Origin of the sequence: Amycolatopsis sp. NPDC088138 (assembly GCF_044741685.1) — a bacterium.
Taxonomy (GTDB): Bacteria; Actinomycetota; Actinomycetes; order Mycobacteriales; family Pseudonocardiaceae; genus Amycolatopsis.
Genome location: NZ_JBIUTB010000002.1, coordinates 861,986 through 878,596, shown reverse-complemented (window position 1 = coordinate 878,596; position 16,611 = coordinate 861,986). Strand labels below are relative to the sequence as shown.

20 protein-coding genes are annotated in these 16,611 nt (G+C 71.4%); 8 read left to right on the top strand and 12 right to left on the bottom strand.

Annotated features, from left to right (window positions below; translation table 11 throughout):
• Positions 1 to 708, bottom strand: a complete 708-nt coding sequence (locus tag ACIOD2_RS11715) for an aspartate/glutamate racemase family protein (RefSeq protein ID WP_400536760.1) — start codon at positions 706 to 708, stop codon at positions 1 to 3.
• A 9-nt stretch (positions 709 to 717) separates the two neighbouring features.
• Between ACIOD2_RS11715 and ACIOD2_RS11710 the strand changes: the two genes are divergently transcribed.
• Positions 718 to 1,551, top strand: coding sequence for an MBL fold metallo-hydrolase (locus ACIOD2_RS11710; RefSeq protein WP_400536758.1), 834 nt, complete (start codon positions 718 to 720; stop codon positions 1,549 to 1,551).
• A gap of 1 nt (position 1,552) precedes the next feature.
• On the opposite strand, the gene ACIOD2_RS11705 is transcribed toward ACIOD2_RS11710, so the two are convergent.
• The 3 genes from ACIOD2_RS11705 to ACIOD2_RS11695 all read right to left on the bottom strand — a co-directional run bounded on the left by ACIOD2_RS11705 (position 1,553) and on the right by ACIOD2_RS11695 (position 3,253).
• The gene (locus ACIOD2_RS11705) at positions 1,553 to 2,503 is read right to left on the bottom strand and encodes a PLP-dependent cysteine synthase family protein (protein ID WP_400536756.1); all 951 of its coding nucleotides are present in this window, start codon (positions 2,501 to 2,503) and stop codon (positions 1,553 to 1,555) included.
• Between the two features lie 3 nt (positions 2,504 to 2,506).
• Positions 2,507 to 2,779, bottom strand: coding sequence for a MoaD/ThiS family protein (locus ACIOD2_RS11700; RefSeq protein WP_323322686.1), 273 nt, complete (start codon positions 2,777 to 2,779; stop codon positions 2,507 to 2,509).
• Between the two features lie 66 nt (positions 2,780 to 2,845).
• Entirely contained in the window at positions 2,846 to 3,253 is a 408-nt protein-coding gene (locus tag ACIOD2_RS11695; RefSeq protein ID WP_400536754.1) for a Mov34/MPN/PAD-1 family protein, read from the bottom strand.
• 71 nt (positions 3,254 to 3,324) lie between these two features.
• On the opposite strand from ACIOD2_RS11695, the gene ACIOD2_RS11690 reads away from it, so the two are divergent.
• Entirely contained in the window at positions 3,325 to 3,705 is a 381-nt protein-coding gene (locus ACIOD2_RS11690) for a hypothetical protein (RefSeq protein WP_400536752.1), read from the top strand.
• Here the strand turns inward: ACIOD2_RS11690 and ACIOD2_RS11685 are convergent.
• From ACIOD2_RS11685 to clpS, 3 genes are read right to left on the bottom strand one after another with little or no spacing between them, the layout of a single operon-like run.
• The gene (locus ACIOD2_RS11685; protein WP_400536750.1) at positions 3,702 to 4,685 is read right to left on the bottom strand and encodes a P1 family peptidase; all 984 of its coding nucleotides are present in this window, start codon (positions 4,683 to 4,685) and stop codon (positions 3,702 to 3,704) included. The genes ACIOD2_RS11690 and ACIOD2_RS11685 overlap by 4 nt on opposite strands.
• Positions 4,682 to 5,239 carry a DUF2017 domain-containing protein gene (locus ACIOD2_RS11680; RefSeq protein ID WP_400536748.1) on the bottom strand — a complete coding sequence of 186 codons (558 nt, stop codon included), beginning with the start codon at positions 5,237 to 5,239 and terminating at the stop codon, positions 4,682 to 4,684. The genes ACIOD2_RS11685 and ACIOD2_RS11680 overlap by 4 nt, the downstream gene beginning before the upstream one ends.
• Entirely contained in the window at positions 5,236 to 5,535 is a 300-nt protein-coding gene (gene clpS, locus ACIOD2_RS11675; protein ID WP_103348337.1) for an ATP-dependent Clp protease adapter ClpS, read from the bottom strand. Before clpS ends, ACIOD2_RS11680 begins: the two co-directional genes overlap by 4 nt.
• Before the next feature lie 74 nt (positions 5,536 to 5,609).
• On the opposite strand from clpS, the gene ACIOD2_RS11670 reads away from it, so the two are divergent.
• From ACIOD2_RS11670 to ACIOD2_RS11660, 3 genes are read left to right on the top strand one after another with little or no spacing between them, the layout of a single operon-like run.
• Positions 5,610 to 6,911 (top strand): nicotinate phosphoribosyltransferase, encoded by a 1,302-nt coding sequence (locus ACIOD2_RS11670; protein ID WP_400536746.1) that lies wholly within the window; start codon positions 5,610 to 5,612, stop codon positions 6,909 to 6,911.
• A 12-nt stretch (positions 6,912 to 6,923) separates the two neighbouring features.
• On the top strand, positions 6,924 to 7,493 hold the full coding sequence (locus ACIOD2_RS11665) for an isochorismatase family protein (protein ID WP_400536744.1): 570 nt from the start codon (positions 6,924 to 6,926) through the stop codon (positions 7,491 to 7,493).
• Positions 7,490 to 8,134: a bifunctional 4-hydroxy-2-oxoglutarate aldolase/2-dehydro-3-deoxy-phosphogluconate aldolase gene (locus ACIOD2_RS11660; RefSeq protein ID WP_400536742.1), complete on the top strand. Its 645-nt coding sequence runs from the start codon at positions 7,490 to 7,492 to the stop codon at positions 8,132 to 8,134. Before ACIOD2_RS11665 ends, ACIOD2_RS11660 begins: the two co-directional genes overlap by 4 nt.
• On the opposite strand, the gene ACIOD2_RS11655 is transcribed toward ACIOD2_RS11660, so the two are convergent.
• Positions 8,135 to 8,752 carry a choice-of-anchor P family protein gene (locus tag ACIOD2_RS11655; RefSeq protein ID WP_400537998.1) on the bottom strand — a complete coding sequence of 206 codons (618 nt, stop codon included), beginning with the start codon at positions 8,750 to 8,752 and terminating at the stop codon, positions 8,135 to 8,137.
• A gap of 250 nt (positions 8,753 to 9,002) precedes the next feature.
• On the opposite strand from ACIOD2_RS11655, the gene ACIOD2_RS11650 reads away from it, so the two are divergent.
• The 3 genes from ACIOD2_RS11650 (at position 9,003) to ACIOD2_RS11640 (ending at position 12,257) form a co-directional block, all read left to right on the top strand.
• Positions 9,003 to 9,590: a biotin transporter BioY gene (locus tag ACIOD2_RS11650; protein WP_400536740.1), complete on the top strand. Its 588-nt coding sequence runs from the start codon at positions 9,003 to 9,005 to the stop codon at positions 9,588 to 9,590.
• A 113-nt stretch (positions 9,591 to 9,703) separates the two neighbouring features.
• On the top strand, positions 9,704 to 11,755 hold the full coding sequence (locus ACIOD2_RS11645) for an ATP-dependent DNA helicase (RefSeq protein ID WP_400536738.1): 2,052 nt from the start codon (positions 9,704 to 9,706) through the stop codon (positions 11,753 to 11,755).
• A 160-nt stretch (positions 11,756 to 11,915) separates the two neighbouring features.
• Positions 11,916 to 12,257: a hypothetical protein gene (locus ACIOD2_RS11640; protein WP_400536736.1), complete on the top strand. Its 342-nt coding sequence runs from the start codon at positions 11,916 to 11,918 to the stop codon at positions 12,255 to 12,257.
• A 4-nt stretch (positions 12,258 to 12,261) separates the two neighbouring features.
• On the opposite strand, the gene ACIOD2_RS11635 is transcribed toward ACIOD2_RS11640, so the two are convergent.
• The 4 genes from ACIOD2_RS11635 to ctaD all read right to left on the bottom strand — a co-directional run bounded on the left by ACIOD2_RS11635 (position 12,262) and on the right by ctaD (position 16,590).
• Positions 12,262 to 12,666 carry an OsmC family protein gene (locus ACIOD2_RS11635; protein WP_392758985.1) on the bottom strand — a complete coding sequence of 135 codons (405 nt, stop codon included), beginning with the start codon at positions 12,664 to 12,666 and terminating at the stop codon, positions 12,262 to 12,264.
• A 16-nt stretch (positions 12,667 to 12,682) separates the two neighbouring features.
• Entirely contained in the window at positions 12,683 to 13,462 is a 780-nt protein-coding gene (locus ACIOD2_RS11630; RefSeq protein ID WP_400536734.1) for a peptidyl-tRNA hydrolase, read from the bottom strand.
• A complete protein-coding gene (serB, locus tag ACIOD2_RS11625; protein ID WP_400536732.1) occupies positions 13,459 to 14,688 on the bottom strand; it encodes a phosphoserine phosphatase SerB in 1,230 nt (409 codons plus the stop codon). The genes ACIOD2_RS11630 and serB overlap by 4 nt, the downstream gene beginning before the upstream one ends.
• 120 nt (positions 14,689 to 14,808) lie before the next feature.
• Positions 14,809 to 16,590, bottom strand: a complete 1,782-nt coding sequence (gene ctaD / locus ACIOD2_RS11620) for a cytochrome c oxidase subunit I (RefSeq protein WP_400536730.1) — start codon at positions 16,588 to 16,590, stop codon at positions 14,809 to 14,811.
• Positions 16,591 to 16,611 lie beyond the last annotated feature (21 nt).

The following is a 16,611-nucleotide window of genomic DNA, read 5'->3' as shown; positions in this document are numbered from 1 at the left end:
TCAAGCGGGCAGCGGAGCCTTTCCGAGGGCGTAGTCGACGGCGGCCTCGGCGTGCAGCCGGGTCGTCGGGAAGGTCGGCACCGCGCTGTCTTCGGGACCCACCAGCAGCTCGATCTCGGTGCACCCGTAGATCACGCCTTCGGCCCCGGCCTCGACGAGCCGCGCGATCACGCCCCGGTAGGCCTCGCGCGACTCCGGTTTGACGACGCCGAGCACCAGCTCGTCGTAGATGACCCGGTGCACGAGGTCGCGGTCGCCCTCGTCCGGCACGAGAACGTCGAGGCCGTGCGCGGCGAGCCGGTCGCGGTAGAACGGCTGGCTCATGGTGAACCCGGTGCCGAGCAGGCCGACCCGGCGGATCCCGGCGGCCGTGACGGCGGCCGCCGTCGCGTCGGCGAGGTGCAGCAGCGGGATGCCCAGCCCGTCGGTCAGCCGGTCGGCGACCTTGTGCATGGTGTTGGTGCAGAGCACGACGAAGTCGGCACCGGCCGCCTCGAGCGCGCGGGCGGCGCGGTTCAGCTCCGCGCCCGCGTCGTCCCAGCGCCCCTCGGCCTGCATCGCTTCGATCGTGGCGAAGTCCACCGAATACAGCACCGTGCAGGCCGAGTGGAAGCCCCCGAGCGCGGCTTTCACCCGTTCGTTTATCAGCCGGTAGTACTCGCTGGACGATTCCCAGCTCATCCCGCCGAGCAGCCCGATGACCTTCATGCTGTCAGCATGCCCGAACGGAAGATCCGCACCACGTTCGCCGGGGTGTCCAACGTCCTGGTCGGCGACGGGACGTCGGCGATCCTCGTCGACGGCTTCTTCTCACGCCCGTCGCTGCTGAAGATGGCCACCCGGGTCTCGCCGTCCCGAAGCCGGATCGACGAGTGCCTGCGGAAGCTCGAAGTCACGAAGCTGGACGCGGTCCTGGTGTCGCACTCCCACGTGGACCACGTCCTGGACGCGCCGGTCGTCGCCCAGCTGACCGGCGCCACGCTCTGCGGCTCGCCGTCGACGCGCCGGGTCCAGGAGGGTTACGAGCTCGCCGCCGAGCCGTTCCACGAGCTGGTGCCGGGTGAGCCGGTGAAGTTCGGCGAGTTCACGGTGACCGGCGTCGACGCCCGTCACAGCGACGGCGACCGGGTGCCGGGCGAGATCACCGGACCCGTCCGGGTGCCGGCGAAGGCGAGTGCGTTCAAGACCGGCCGCTGCTACTCGTTCCACATCGCGCACCCCGCGGGGAACGTCCTGGTCCACCCGTCGGCGAACTTCGTCCCGGGCGCGCTGGCCGGCTACTCGGCCGACGTCGTCTACCTGGGCGCCGGAGCGGCCGGGAAGCAGTCCGAAGAGTGGCGGGAGGAGTACTGGCGCGAGACGGTCGGCGCGCTCGGGCCGCGGACCGTCCGCCCGGTGCACTGGGACGCGTTCTGGCGCCCGCTGTCCAAGCCGTTGAAGCTGCTCCCGAAGCTGTTCGACGACCTGGACACGACCATGGACACCTTCAAGCGGCTCGCCGCCGAAGACGACGTCGACCTCGCCCTCCCGGAGCTCTGGAAGACCGAGTAGGTCAGGCCCAGAGCTGCCCGTCGAGCCGCTCGGCGGCCTCGTCCAGCGAGCCCGCGTAAGCCCCCGTCGACAGGTACTTCCACCCCGCGTCGGCGACGACAAAAGCCACGTCGGCCGGCTTACCCGCGGCCGCGGCCTTCTCGGCGACGGCCAGTGCCGCGTGCAGCACCGCGCCCGTCGAGATGCCCGCGAAGATGCCTTCGTGCTCCAGCAGCTCCCGCGTCCGGCGCAGCGCGTCGTACGCGCCGACGGAGTACCGGCCGTTGAGCACGCTGGGGTCGTACAGCTCCGGGACGAACCCCTCGTCGAGGTTGCGCAGGCCGTACACCAGCTCGCCGTAGCGCGGTTCGGCCGCGATGATCTGGACGTCCGGCTTCGCCTCGTGCAGGTAGCGCCCGCAGCCGACGAGCGTGCCGGTCGTGCCGAGGCCGCCGACGAAGTGCGTCAGCGTCGGCAGGTCCTTGAGCAGCTCGGGGCCGGTGCCGCGGTAGTGCGCGTCGGCGTTGGCCGGGTTGCCGTACTGGTAGAGCATCACCCATTCCGGGTTCGCCTTCGCCAGCTCCTTCGCCCGCCGCACGGCCTCGTTCGAGCCGCCCGCGGCCGGGGAGAACACGATCCGCGCGCCGTAGGCCTGCAGCAGCTGCTTGCGCTCGGTCGAGGTGTTCTCCGGCATCACGCAGACCAGCCCGTAGCCCTTGAGCTTGGCGGCCATGGCCAGCGAGATGCCGGTGTTGCCCGACGTCGGCTCCAGGATCGTGGAGCCGCGCCGCAGCTTGCCCTCACGCTCGGCGGCTTCGATCATGGCCAGCGCGGGGCGGTCCTTGATCGAGCCGGTCGGGTTGCGGTCCTCCAGCTTCGCCCACAGACGCACGTCGTGCGTCGGCGAGAGCCGGGGCAGCCCGACCAGCGGGGTGCCACCGAGCGCGTCGAGCAGGGACTCGAAGCGAGCCATCGATCAGCCACCGGCCACGGCGGGGAGGATGGTCAGCGTGTCGCCGTCCTTGACCTCGGCCTCGAGGCCGCCGGCGAAGCGCACGTCCTCGTCGTTGACGTAGACGTTGATGAAGCGGTGCAGCTTCTCCTCCTTCACCAGGCGCGCCTTGAGGCCGGCGTGCCGGGCCTCGACGTCGTCGATGACCTCGAGCACGGTCGCGCCCTTCGCCTCGACGGACTTCTCGCCGCCGGTGTGGGTGCGCAGGATCGTCGGGATGGAGACGGTCACGGCCATGGGTTCTTACCTCCGGTGGGTTCCTACACGCAGACGCCTGCGGCGCGCGGTTTGTTCCGAGCGGGCTCAGCCGACGATCTCGACCGGCTCCTCGGTGATCTCGGCGTCCACGATCCGGTACGACCGGAACTCGTGCACTTCGGGGTCCCGGGTCGACACGAGCACGTAGTGCGCGCCGGGCTCGGCCGCGATCGACGCGTCGGTCCGCGACGGGTACGCCTCGGTGGCGGTGTGCGAGTGGTAGATGACCACCGGCTCTTCGTCCTTGGCGTCCATCTCGCGATAAAGCCTCAGCAGGTCGCCCGAGTCGAACTCGTAGAACGTCGGCGACCGAGCCGCGTTGAGCATCGGGATGAACCGCTCGGGTGAATCCGAGCCTTCCGGCCCGGCGATCACCCCGCACGCCTCGTCGGGGTGGTCACGGCGGGCGTGGGCGACGATCTCGTCGACGAGTTCACGGCGGATCCGGAGCACACCACCATCTTAGGTGGTGGACACAAGCTGTCCAGAATCTGAGATATTGCGCTCACCGGGACAATCAGGGCATGCCGATGTCCTCGAAAGCCCGTGAACGGTGCCGCGAGTTCCTCGAGAAGGGCGAGCGGATCCAGTACCTGATCCCGGGCATCTCGCTGTACGTCAACGGCGTCCGCACCCGGGCCGCGTTCTTCGTCGTGGTAACCGACCGCGGCATCACCGTGCTCTACGGCGGCCGCTTCCGGCGCTACACGCCGAAGACCGTCTACGACCGGCTGCCGCGGCACACCGAGATGGGGCCGGTCGAGGTCCACCCGTCGCTCGGCCCGGTGCTCACCGTCGCGGGGCTGCACCTGGAGATCGACGAGGAGTACGTCAGCGCCGTCCGGGCCGCCAACCTCGAAGGCAGCCGTGAGGGCCTGCCCGAAGACCCGCTGCCGGACCTCTAGCCGAACGCCTCGGGCCAGACCTCGCGGTAGGCCGGGACGCCGCCGGCCGTGGTCGCGGCCAGCAGGCCGTGGACCATCGCCCTGGCGAACACCCGCGCCGCCGCCGAGCACAGCGCGTCCAGTGCCCCCGCGCGCACCGCGGCGCCGAACGGGCCGCTCGCCTCGGGCAGCTCCCGCGCGCCCGTGGCCAGCGCGAACACCGTGTCGCCGTCGAACATCGTGTGGGCCGGGCGGACCGCCCGGGCCAGCCCGTCCTGGGCCGCGACCGCGAGCCGCCGCGCCTCGGCCTTGGACAGCGCCGCGTCGACCGCGACGACCCCGATCGTCGTGTTCAGGTCCGTCCGCCGGGACGGCAGGTCGGCGGGCCGCGAAGGCCACGTGACGCCGAAGTCGCCGTGGTCGGCGGCGTACGCCCGGCCCGTCGTGAGGTCGACGGCCTCGCCCGCGGCGTTGACCGCCGCCAGCGCCCCGACCGTGAACTCGCTCACGACCTCGCTCGCCGTGCCGATGCCGCCCTTCAGCGACCCGACGGCCGCACCCGCGCCGGCCCCGACCGTGCCCTGGACCACCGGGCCCGCGGATGCGGCGGAGCAGGCCGCGTAGCCGAAGGACGCGTCGGGCCGGTTGCCCCAGTCGCTGCGCGGCAGGTCGAACAGCACCGCCGCGGGCACGATCGGCACGACCTCGTGCGGCTGCGCGCCCACCGGGAAGCCGAGGTTCCGCTCGCCGAGCCACCGCATGACGCCGTCGGCCGCGGCCAGCCCGTACGCGCTGCCACCGGAGAGGCAGACCGCGTTCACGCGCTGGACCAGGTTCTCCGGCTCCAGCAGGTTCGTCTCGCGGGTCCCGGGCGCGCCGCCGCGCTGGTCGACGGCGCCGACCGCGCCGTCCGGCACGAGCACCACCGTCGTCCCGGTCGCCCAGCCGTCCCCGAGCCGCTCGTGGTGCCCGACCAGTACGCCGGGAACGTCGGTGATCATCCGGTCAGCGCCTGGATCAGCGTCTCCTGCACCCAGGTCAGCCAGTGGTAGACGCCGAGGTGCGGCGCGCGCGGGTCGTCCTCGGGCAGCTCGTCGGGCATGTCCTCGGTGACGTCGAGGGCGGTGCCCAGCGCCAGCCGGACGTCGTTGAGCGCGGCCAGCCAGGCGTCGGCCTGCTCCTCGGTCAACCGGACGTTGCCGCCGTCGCGAGGCAGCGTGTCGAGCACGATCTTGGCCACGCCGACCTTGATGTCCAGCAGCTCCGGCTCGTGCAGCGAGCGCATCGCCGACGCCGAGTCGAGGTCTTCGCGGGTCGGGTTGTCCGGGTCGAGCCGGTGGAAGTCGGGCAGCAGCCGCGAGAGCACCGGGTCGTCCGGCGACTCGGTCGGGCCGGTGCGGATGCCGGTCAGCTCGGCGAGCTCGTCCTGCGGCGCCTCTTCGGCGCGCGCGGTGAGCATGTCCTCGAGCTGGCTGACCAGGCCGCGCAGCACGGCCGCTTCCTGCTGCTCGAACCCGGCGTGGATGACCGCGCCCTTGCGTCGCCAACCGTTCACGAGGGCTGCTCCATGGTGGCCCAGAGGCCCGCCGCGTGGAGTTTCGCCACGTCCACCTCCACCTTTTCCTTACTGCCCGACGACACGATCGCCTTGCCCTTGTGGTGCACGTCCAGCATCAGCTTGGTGGCGTGGTCGCGGCTGTACCCGAACAGCTTCTGGAAGACGTACGTCACGTACGACATCAGGTTGACGGGGTCGTTCCACACCACGGTCCGCCACGGTGTGTCCGACTCGGCGACCTCGGCACCGGCCGGTTCGACCTGCGTCTGCTCGGATGCGACAGGCGTGGACATGCACCCCATGGTGTCACGGGGGCGCGAGGGTACGCCGCGCCAGGTCCGGCCATGTGGGTGAATAGGGTGGCGGCATGGGTTCACCCGAGCCGGCCACGGCCAGCACCGCGCTGCTCACCGACCACTACGAGCTGACCATGCTGGGCAGCGCGCTGGCCGACGGGACAGCCGAGCGTCCTTGTGTGTTCGAGGTGTTCGCCCGGCGGTTACCGGACGGCCGCCGCTACGGCGTCGTCGCGGGCACCGCCCGGGTGCTCGACGCGATCGCGGACTTCCGCTTCACCGACGCCGAGCTGGCGCAGCTCGAGGCCACCGCGGTGGTCGACGACACGACGCTGGCCTGGCTCGCGGACTACGAGTTCTCCGGCGACATCGACGGGTACGCCGAGGGCGAGCTGTACTTCCCCGGCTCGCCGATCCTGACCGCGACCGGCTCGTTCGCCGAGTGCGTGCTGCTGGAGACGCTGGTCCTGTCGATCCTCAACCACGACAGCGCGATCGCCTCGGCCGCGGCCCGGATGTCGGGTGCCGCGCACGGCCGCCCGATCATCGAGATGGGCGGGCGCCGCACGCACGAGTGGGCCGCCGTCGCGGCCGCGCGCGCCGCCTACCTGGCCGGCTTCGCGACGACGTCCAACCTCGAGGCCGGCCGCCGCTACGGCATCCCGACCCGCGGCACCGTCGCGCACGCCTTCACGCTGCTGCACGACAGCGAGGAGGAGGCCTTCCGCTCCCAGGTCGACAAGATGGGCCCGGACACGACCCTGCTGGTCGACACCTACGACATCACCGCCGGCATCGAGGCCGCCGTCCGCGTCGCGGGCCCCGAGCTCGGCGCGATCCGGATCGACTCCGGTGACGTCGGCCCGCTCGCCCGCCGCGCCCGCGAGCAGCTGGACTCCCTCGGCGCCAAGGACACCCGGATCGTCGTCTCCGGCGACCTCGACGAGCACGCCATCGCCGCGCTGCGCGCCGAGCCGGTGGACGCGTACGGCGTCGGCACCTCGGTGGTCACCGGGTCCGGCGCGCCGACCGCGGGCATGGTCTACAAGCTGGTCGAGGTCGACGGCAAGCCGGTCGCCAAGCGCAGCGCGCACAAGGAGTCCCGCGGCGGGCGCAAGTCCGCGCTGCGGCGCCACCGCGGCACCGGCACGGCGGTCGAAGAGGTCGTCTGGACGACGTCGGGGGCCGCACCCGAGCCGGAGCCGAACGACCGGCCGCTGCAGCTGCCGCTGATCCGGGCTGGCCGGGTCGAGCCGGACCTGCCTACGCTCGACGACGCGCGGCAGCGGCTGCGCCGCGGCCTGGTCAGCCTGCCGTGGGAGGGCCTCAAGCTCTCGCACGGCGACCCGGCGATCCCGACCCTGTTCCTCTGACCGGAGGTCACCATGGCAACCGCGCTGATCGTGGTGGACGTGCAGAACGACTTCTGCGAAGGCGGCTCGCTCGCGGTCGCCGGCGGCGCCGCGGCCGCGGAGACGATCTCCGCGCTGTCGGCGACCGGCGGCTATTCGCACGTCGTGGCCACCCGCGACTACCACGTCGACCCGGGTGACCACTTCAGCGAGACGCCCGACTTCGTCGCGAGCTGGCCGCCGCACTGCGTGGCGGGCACGCCCGGCGCGTCCTTCCACCCCGCGCTCGACGTCGCCCCGATCGGCGCGGTGTTCTCGAAGGGCGAGTACAGCGCGGCGTACTCCGGCTTCGAAGGCGCGTCCGGGGACGGGAAGTCCCTGGAGACCTGGCTGCGCGAGCACGACGTGACCGACGTCGACGTCGTCGGCATCGCCACCGACTACTGCGTGCGCGCGACGGCCCTGGACGCGGCGCGGGCCGGGTTCGGCGTCCGCGTGCTGCTCGACCACACGGCCGGGATCGCCCAGTCTTCGGTCGACAGTGCGCTGCGGGACTTCGACGAGGCCGGGGTCACGCACACGGGGACGGCGCACGTCGGATGAAGGACCTGAAGGCCGCTCTGGCGGAACACCGGCTCGTCGCGATCCTGCGTTCTTCCGACGCGTCGCGCTTCGCCGACGCGGGCGTCGTCCTGCACGCGGCGGGCATCCGCCTGCTCGAAGCCACCCTGACGACGCCGGGCGCCCCCGCGGCGATCAACGCCCTGCGCTTGGCCCTGGGCGAAGACGCGCTGGTCGGCGCGGGCAGCGTCCGGGAGGCGTCCGATGTGGACATCGCGGTCGACGCGGGCGCGCGCTACCTGGTCACCCCGACGGTCAACCCGGCCGTCCTGGAACGCGCGGACGCCCTCGGCGTCCCGGTGATCTGCGGCGCGCTGACGCCGACGGAGATCGACCAGGCCTGGCGCCTCGGCGCGGCCGCGGTGAAGGTGTTCCCGATCGCGGCCGTCGGCGGGGTCGCCTACCTGCGCGCGGTCCGCGCCCCGCTGCCGGACGTGCCGCTGGTGCCGACCGGCGGCGTCCACCTGTCCGACGTCGAGAGCTACCTGCGCTCGGGCGCGATCGCGGTCGCCGCGGCGACCCCGTTGCTGGGTGACGCCCTGACGTCGGCCGGCAGCCTCCCGGACCTGGCGACCCGGGCGGGCGAGTTCGTCGCCGCGGCAAGCCGCTTCAAGACCGCGTAGCTACTTCTTGCCGAACGGGTCGCAGGCGGCCGTGCCCAGGTAGATGTCGCCGCTCGCCGGCCCGCCCTGCGGGAACAGCACGATGTGCAGCGCGTGCGTCACCAGGCTGCCGTCCGGCGGCTGGGGCGTCACCGTCTCGTTGAGGATCACCGTGGCCAGCGCGGTGCCCGCCGGGCCGCCGGGAATGACGATCCGGTCGTTCGGCGGGATCTCGGCGGGCACGGAGATACCGGTGACGGTGCCGATCGCCACCTCGCCACCGCTGCCGGTGGCGGACGTCGCGCACTTCGCCGAGAACGTCCGGACGGTGATCACCGGGCCGCCGTAGCGCTTGAGGACCGACGCCTCGAAGCGGTGCCCGGACGCCTGCGCGATGGCCACCTCACCCGAGCGCCCGCAGCCGGACTCCCCGATCCCGAACGTCGCGACGTCCCCCGTCGCGCCGCCGTCGGTCCGGGCGCTCGCCGGGCCGTCGGCGGTGCACTTGGCCAGGTCACCGGTGACGACGTGCTCGTTGTCGATCGTCACGTCGACCGAGCCGGTGGCCGCCCAGCCGGTGGAGGTCACGGGCGCCGCGGCGACCAGGAGCGGGCCGGCCAGCGCCGTCACGGCCAGCAACCGGATCGTCCTCTTCCTGGCGTTTCGCATGCACCGGCCTCCTCGTTCCGTGACGGTTCGCAGCCAGCCTCTTCGCCGATCGGCGGGCGCGCACGGCCGTCCGCGCGGGTCCACCCGGACGAGTGGCCGGTGAGGAACGCAACTCGAGCGGTACTCGGGGAGATAACCAGCGTTAACCTCGATCATCGCGTGTGAGGCTGGACCGGGGTGGCCGACCGGACCACGCCTCGGACCCAACTCGGGAGGTTCTGTGTCTTCGCTGTCCTTCGCCGCCAAGCGGCCCGTGCTGGCCGACCTCGTGCCCGGCACGCTCGTCCGCGACATCGCGCTGGTCGCCGGCGGTGCCGTGCTCACCGGCGCCGCCGCGCAGCTGGTCATCCCGGTGCCGGGCAGCCCGGTGCCGATGACCGGCCAGACGTTCGCCGCGCTGCTCGTCGGCGCCTCGCTCGGCATGTCGCGCGGGGCCGCGTCGATGCTGGTCTACCTGCTCGTCGGCGCCGTGGGCGTGCCGTGGTTCCAGAACGGCACCGCGGGCCTGTCCGGCGCGAGCGCCGGCTACATCGTCGGGTTCGTGCTCGCGGGCGCCCTCGTCGGCGCGCTCGCCGGGCGCGGCGGCGACCGGACGCCCCTGCGCACCGCGGGCACGATGGTGCTCGGCAACGTCGTGATCTACGCGTTCGGCGTGCCGTGGCTGATGGCCTCGACCGGGTTCGACCTGTCGACGGCGTTCGCCAAGGGCGTCACGCCGTTCCTGATCGGCGACGCGCTGAAGATCGTCGTGGCCGCCGGCCTGCTGCCGCTCACGTGGAAGCTGGTCTCGCGCCGCACCGAAGACTGACGGTGAGGGCCCGCCATCACGGTGGCGGGCCCTTCGCCGCCTACACGACGGCGCGAGTGGCCCGTTCGCGACGGATCACCGATCCTGTCGGTCGTGGCGGCTAATGTGTCGCTGTGCCCGCTCGAACTGACTTCCCCGGCGTCCTCGAACTCCTGACCCACGCGGTGGAGTCGGTGGGCGGAGCCGAGCGGCCCGGGCAGGTCGAGATGGCCGACGCGGTCGGCCGCGCCATCCGCACCGGTGAGCACCTGGCCGTGCAGGCCGGCACCGGCACCGGCAAGTCGCTGGCCTACCTGGTGCCCGCGATCCGGCACGCCGTCGAGAAGGAAGCCACGGTCGTGGTGTCGACGGCCACCATCGCGCTGCAGCGCCAGCTCGTCGACCGCGACCTCCCCCGGCTCGCGAAGGCGCTGAAGAAGCCCCTCGGCCGCGAACCGACCTTCGCGATCCTCAAGGGCCGCCGCAACTACATGTGCCTGCACCGGCTGGATTCCGGCGCGCCGGACGAGCCGGAGGACGCCCAGCTCTTCGACCCGTTCGCGGTCTCGCGCCTCGGCAAGGAGGTCACGCGGCTGCGGGAGTGGGCGTCGGACACCGAAACCGGCGACCGCGACGAGCTCGTCCCGGGCGTGACGGACCAGGCGTGGCGCCAGGTGTCCGTGACAGCACGGGAATGCCTCGGCGCGTCCCGCTGCCCGATCGGCACGGACTGCTTCGCCGAGAAGGCCCGCGCCGAGGCCGGCCGGGCCGACGTCATCATCACCAACCACGCGCTGCTGGCCATCGACGCGTTGCAGGGTTACCAGGTCCTGCCGGACCACGACGTCGTGATCATCGACGAGGCCCACGACCTGGTCGACCGCGTCACCTCGGTCGCCACCGGCGAGCTGACCAGCGCGATGTGCGCGTCCGCCGCCCGCCGCTGCGGCAAGCTGATCGACGCCGACGTCGCCGACCGCCTGCTCGAAGCGGGTGACGGGTTGGCCCTGATCGTCGACGACCTGCCTCCCGGCCGGATGGACGCGCTGCCACAGGCGTTGAAGGGCGCCATCCCGGCGGTCCGCGACGCCGCGCACGCGTGCATCTCCGCGCTCGGTTCGGACCGCAAGGAGGACGTCGAGGGGGCCACCGCGCGCAAGCTGGCGCGCACCCTGCTCGACGAGGTGCACGACACCGCGGTCCGGCTGCTGGAGGCGTTCGACGAGGACCAGGCGCACCAGCGCGACGTCGTGTGGCTCGCGGGTGACAAGTTCTCGTCCAACCCGCGCCCGCCCGCGTTGAAGGTCGCGCCGCTGGGCGTCGCCGGCCTGCTGCGCGAGCGCGTCTTCAACCTGCACACCACGATCCTGACCTCGGCCACGCTGACGCTGGGCGGCACGTTCGACACGATGGCCCGCCAGTGGGGCCTGCCGCCGGGCGCGGCGCGCGTCGAGAAGGCGCCGGGAGCCGCGACGGACAAGGAAGCACCGTCCGACGCGGACACCGGCCCGAAGTGGATCGGCCTCGACGTCGGCTCGCCGTTCGACCACCAGCGCAACGGGATCCTCTACCTGGCCAAGCACCTGCCGCCACCAGGGCGTGACGGCCTCGCCTCGTCCACAATGGACGAACTGGCCGAGCTGATCGAGGCGGCGGGCGGGCGCACGCTGGGCCTGTTCTCCTCGATGCGCGCGGCCAAGCAGGCGGCCGAGGAGATGCGCGAGCGGCTGGACTTCCCGATCCTCTGCCAGGGCGAAGACGCGACGTCGCTGCTGGTCCAGAAGTTCTCCGAGGACGTCCGGACCTGCCTGTTCGGCACGCTCAGCCTCTGGCAGGGCGTGGACGTCCCCGGGCCGTCACTGCAGCTCGTGGTCGTCGACCGGATCCCGTTCCCGCGCCCGGACGACCCGGTGTCCTCGGCCCGCCAGCGTGCCGTGGAAGCCCGCGGCGGCAACGGATTCCTCACCGTGGCGGCCACGCACGCGGCGCTGCTGCTGGCGCAGGGCACCGGCCGGCTGCACCGCTCGGTGACCGACCGCGGGGTCGTCGCGGTGCTGGATTCGCGGCTGGCGAACGCCCGCTACGGCGGATTCCTCCGTGCGTCGCTGCCGCCGTTCTGGCCCACGATGGATCCGAAGGTGGCGCGCGACGCCCTGCGCCGGCTGGACGCAGCCGCGCCCGCGTGACGCGGTCCACAACACCGACCGGTACGGTGAAGCAACCCTAGTACTGATCCGACCAAAAGCAGGCCGCCGCCCCACGCAGAACGCAACCGCCGCGGCGAAGTCGTTCGGCCGTGGCTGTGGTCGGATCAGCACAAGCGGCACAGCGAAAAGGGAGCACCGGTTGACCCAGGATTCGTCCAGCGCACAGTCCCGGACTGTCAGTGTCGATGACACCGGAGTGCGGCGGCGCCTAGCGGACGGCAGCGAAGAGGCCGTCACGTGGTCCACCTTGTCCTCGGTGATGGTCAGAGTCATCCCTGACGGCCCCTGGAACGAAGACGTCTTCTTCATGCTGGTGGGCGCCGACGGCAAGGGCACCGCGGTGCCGAGCGGTGACCCGGCGGCGGACGCGCTCATCGAGCGCCTGCAGGCGTTGCCGGGCTTCGACAACGAGAAGTTCATCGAAGCCATGACGACCGACGCGGACCAGGCGTACGTGGTCTGGGAATCCAGCGAGAACTGACCGCCTACGCGGTCGGGAACTCCTCCGTCACCGGGATTCCCTTCTTGAGCGTCCGGCTCACCGTGCAGAGCCGCTCGATCGCACGGTCCACGGCACCGGCCAGGGCTTCCCGCTGATCCTCCGCCAAAGTCGACACGTCGACATCGAACGCGACGTGCACGGCGTCCAGCTCGGAAGCGCCTTCACGCCGATCGGCGGTGACGTTGACGCGGAACTTCGCGTCCTCGCCCACCCGCCGGGTGATCAGTTCTTCGGCCGTCACCGCGCTGCAGCCCGCGGCCGCGATCTGCAGCAGCTCGGCGGGCGAAAACGCCCCTTCGGCACCGGTCCGGCCCAGCCGGACCTCGGCGCCGCGGTCGTTGCGCCCGACGAAGGAATGCTGGCCGTCACGCTGTACTTCGAGTCCCATGTCGGCTCCAACCGGGTCAGGACAACACTTGTTCCGGGTCCCACTGGGCAAGAACGGTGATGGTGCCCGGGTCGACCTCGGTGAACCCGGCGTCCCGCACGGCGATGACGCGGTCGCGCCGCCAGGCGCCTTCGGGGTCGTCACCCGGGTGCAGTTCCTTCCACCGCGCCACGCTCGGCGTGCGCACCGCGGTCCGGTAGCCCTGGGCGGCCCAGCCGGCGAGCTGCTCGTCGTCCAGCAACGCCGCGAGGATCATCGTGGCGTGGCCGACCTGCGCGGCGCCCTTGCCGACGGTCATCGGGACCTGCGGGTTGAGCAGGAGCAGCGGGACGCCGTCCGGGATCGGGCCCGGCTCGTCCGGTGGCAGCTCGCTGCCGGAAATCTGGAGCCGTGCCACCTCTTTGGGTGTTTCGGTGACCAGGCCCGGCACCAGGGCCCGCGCCTCGGCGCCGTCGACCTCGACGGTGATGCCCGGCAGGTCCTGCACCGCCGCCCAGTGCGCGCCCCGGGCCCGCCGCGCGACCTTGCGGATCCGGTTGTCGAGCCACGCGTGCATCGGCTCGGCCCACTCGCCCTCGGGCTCGGCCCGCTTGTCCAGGCAGACCGCCAGCGCGGCCGCCGCCGCGGCCTCCAGCAGCGGCGTGCGGCCCGGCGGCTCGGCGCGTTCGATGCGCAGGATGACCGGCATCGCCCGCACCTCCTCCGGCAGCTCGTCGGAGGTGTCCGAAGTGTCCTCGGGCGGCAAGCCGAGCCAGTAGGCGTAGCGGGCACCCAACGGGTCGAGAACGCTGCTCACGGACGCATCAGCTCGAGTCCGTCGGCGGCGTCGGCCGCTTCGACCTCGCCGCGGGTGAGACCGAGCATGAACAGCACGGCGTCGAGGTAGGGGTGCGAAAGGGCGGTGTCCGCCACCTCGCGCAGCGCGGGCTTCGCGTTGAACGCGACGCCCATCCCGGCCGCGGACAGCATGTCGATGTCGTTGGCACCGTCGCCGACCGCGACGCACTGCTCCAGCGGGATGTCGTACTCGCCGGCGAAGCGGCGAAGCACCTTCGCCTTGCCCGCGCGGTCGACCACCTCGCCGACCACCCGGCCGGTGAGCTTGCCGTCGACGATCTCGAGTTCGTTCGCCGCCGCGAAGTCCAGGCCGAGGTCCTTCACCAGACTGCCGATGACCTGCGTGAACCCGCCGGAGACCACCCCGGTGCGGAACCCCATCCGCTTGAGCGTGCGGATCGTCGTGCGGGCGCCCGGCGTCAGCTCGATCGACGCGGCGACCTCGTCGATCGCCGTCGCCGGCAGCCCGGCCAGCAGCGCGACGCGCCGTTCCAGCGACTCGGTGAAGTTCAGCTCGCCGCGCATCGCGGCTTCGGTGATCTCGCGGATCTCCGGCTCGACCCCGGCGTGCGCGCCCAGCATTTCGATGACCTCGCCCTGGATCAGGGTCGAGTCGACGTCGAAGACCACCAGCCGCTTCGCCCGCCGCGTGATCCCGGCCCGCTCCACCGCGATGTCGACGCCCACCTCGACCGCCGCGTCGGCGAGCACCGACCGCAACGCGGCGTCGGCGTCGGGCGTGTCCTCGTCGACCGAGACGTACAGCTCCAGGCCGGTCACCGGGTAGTCGGCGACGCTGCGGATGCCGTCGATGTTCACCCCGAGCGCCGCGAGCCGGCGCGCGACCTCGGAAAAGCCCCGGGCGGTCACCGGGCGGCCCAGCACCACCAGCACGTGCGTGGAGTCGCGGCGGCCGAGCGCGAACGGGTCCGCGCCGATCGCCGCCCCGATCTTGACGTCGACGTCCATGCCGACGGACGCCATCGCCTGCTCGACGGACTCCTGCAGCCCCTCCGGGTCGCGGTAGACCCCGGCGAGCACCCCGAGCACGAGCTGCCCGCGGATGACGACCTGCTCGACGTCGAGCACGTCGACGTCGTGCCTGGTGAGCACGGCGAACAGCACGGACGAGACGCCGGGCTTGTCGGGGCCGGTCGTCGTGATCAGGACGGGGGTTTGGGTCACTGGTCATCCCTCGCTCGGCAACGCTGCACGATCAGTCTGCCGGTCCGGCCTTGGACATAAGTAGAGCGCGTGCCCGGCTTCACAAAAGCCGGGCACACGCTCTCACTCGTTCGGGGTGTTCTACTGCTCGCCCGAGTTGTCCTTGCTGTGGTCACCCGGCATGAGCTTCTCGGTGAGCACCTGCGACGGCGCCGAGCCGTGGCTGTTCAGCTTCTGCTTGCCGAAGAACCCGATCTCGCCCTCCTTGTGGATGCGCTCGATCATGTGCGGGTAGTGCAGCTCGAACGCCGGCCGCTCGGACCGGATCCGGGGCAGCTCGGTGAAGTTGTGCCGCGGCGGCGGGCAGGACGTCGCCCACTCGAGCGAGTTGCCGTAACCCCACGGGTCGTCCACCGTGACGATCTCGCCGTACCTGTAGCTCTTGAAGACGTTCCAGATGAACGGCAGCGTCGAGGCACCGAGGATGTACGCGCCGATCGTGGAGATCGTGTTCAGCGTCGTGAAGCCGTCACTGGTCAGGTAGTCCGCGTACCGCCGCGGCATGCCCTCCGCACCCAGCCAGTGCTGGACGAGGAACGTGCCGTGGAAGCCGATGAACGTGGTCCAGAAGTGCCACTTGCCGAGCTTCTCGTCCATCATCCGGCCGGTGATCTTCGGGAACCAGAAGTAGATGCCGGCGAAGGTGGCGAACACGATCGTGCCGTAGAGCACGTAGTGGAAGTGCGCGACGACGAAGTAGCTGTCCGACACGTGGAAGTCGATCGCCGGCGCGGCCAGCAGGATGCCGGTCAGGCCGCCGAAGAGGAACGTGACGATGAAGCCCATCGAGAAGATCATCGGCGTCTCGAAGGACAGCTGGCCCTTCCACATCGTGCCGATCCAGTTGAAGAACTTCACGCCGGTCGGGACCGCGATCAGGAACGTCATGAAGGAGAAGAACGGCAGCAGCACGGCGCCGGTGGCGTACATGTGGTGCGCCCACACCGCGACCGACAGCGCCGCGATGGCCAGCGTCGCCCAGACCAGGCTCTTGTAGCCGAACATGGGCTTGCGGCTGAAGACCGGGAAGATCTCCGACACGATCCCGAAGAACGGTAGAGCGACGATGTAGACCTCTGGATGCCCGAAGAACCAGAACAAGTGCTGCCAGAGGATCACCCCGCCGTTTTCGGGGTCGAACACGTGCGCGCCCAGATGCCGGTCCGCCAGCAGGCCCATCAGGGCCGCGGTCAGGATCGGGAAGGCGAGCAGGATCAGGATCGACGTCACCAGGATGTTCCAGGTGAAGATCGGCATCCGGTACATCGTCATGCCCGGCGCGCGCAGGCAGACCACGGTGGTGACCATGTTGACCGCGCCGAGGATGGTGCCCAGACCGGAGACCACCAGGCCGGAGATCCACAGGTCCGCGCCGACGCCCGGCGAGTGGATCGCGTCCGACAGCGGGGTGTAGGCGAACCAGCCGAAGTCGGCGGCGCCACCCGGCGTCAGGAAGCCCGACAGCACGATCAGGCCGCCGAAGAGGTACAGCCAGTAGGAGAACGCGTTGAGCCGCGGGAACGCGACGTCCGGCGAACCGATCTGCAGCGGGAGGATGAAGTTCGCGAAGCCGAAGAGGATCGGCGTCGCGTACAGCAGCAGCATCACCGTGCCGTGCATGGTGAAGAGCTGGTTGTACTGCTCCTGCGAAAGGAACTGCTGCCCGGGTCGCGCCAGCTCGGTCCGGATGAGCATGGCCATCGCGCCGCCCGCCATGAAGAAGGCGAACGACGTGACCAGGTACATGATCCCGATCTGCTTGTGGTCCGTCGTGCGGAACAACCGCAGCAGGTACGAACCCTTGACCGACTCGTGCGCGGGGTACGGGCGCGTCGCGATCGGCTTGGGGGCTACGGCCGTCACTCCTGCCTCCAACACTTGAAA

Excerpts from the sequence above, each read along its gene's own strand:
- clpS (WP_103348337.1), bottom strand. The coding sequence starts at position 5,535 with ATGTCCACGCCTGTCGCATCCGAGCAGACGCAGGTCGAACCGGCCGGT.
- ACIOD2_RS11670 (WP_400536746.1), top strand. The coding sequence starts at position 5,610 with ATGGGTTCACCCGAGCCGGCCACGGCCAGCACCGCGCTGCTCACCGAC.
- ACIOD2_RS11665 (WP_400536744.1), top strand. The coding sequence starts at position 6,924 with ATGGCAACCGCGCTGATCGTGGTGGACGTGCAGAACGACTTCTGCGAA.
- ACIOD2_RS11660 (WP_400536742.1), top strand. The coding sequence starts at position 7,490 with ATGAAGGACCTGAAGGCCGCTCTGGCGGAACACCGGCTCGTCGCGATC.
- ACIOD2_RS11710 (WP_400536758.1), top strand. The coding sequence starts at position 718 with ATGCCCGAACGGAAGATCCGCACCACGTTCGCCGGGGTGTCCAACGTC.
- ACIOD2_RS11715 (WP_400536760.1), bottom strand. The coding sequence starts at position 708 with ATGAAGGTCATCGGGCTGCTCGGCGGGATGAGCTGGGAATCGTCCAGC.
- ACIOD2_RS11690 (WP_400536752.1), top strand. The coding sequence starts at position 3,325 with ATGCCGATGTCCTCGAAAGCCCGTGAACGGTGCCGCGAGTTCCTCGAG.
- ACIOD2_RS11705 (WP_400536756.1), bottom strand. The coding sequence starts at position 2,503 with ATGGCTCGCTTCGAGTCCCTGCTCGACGCGCTCGGTGGCACCCCGCTG.
- ACIOD2_RS11700 (WP_323322686.1), bottom strand. The coding sequence starts at position 2,779 with ATGGCCGTGACCGTCTCCATCCCGACGATCCTGCGCACCCACACCGGC.
- ACIOD2_RS11685 (WP_400536750.1), bottom strand. The coding sequence starts at position 4,685 with ATGATCACCGACGTTCCCGGCGTACTGGTCGGGCACCACGAGCGGCTC.
- ACIOD2_RS11635 (WP_392758985.1), bottom strand. The coding sequence starts at position 12,666 with ATGGGACTCGAAGTACAGCGTGACGGCCAGCATTCCTTCGTCGGGCGC.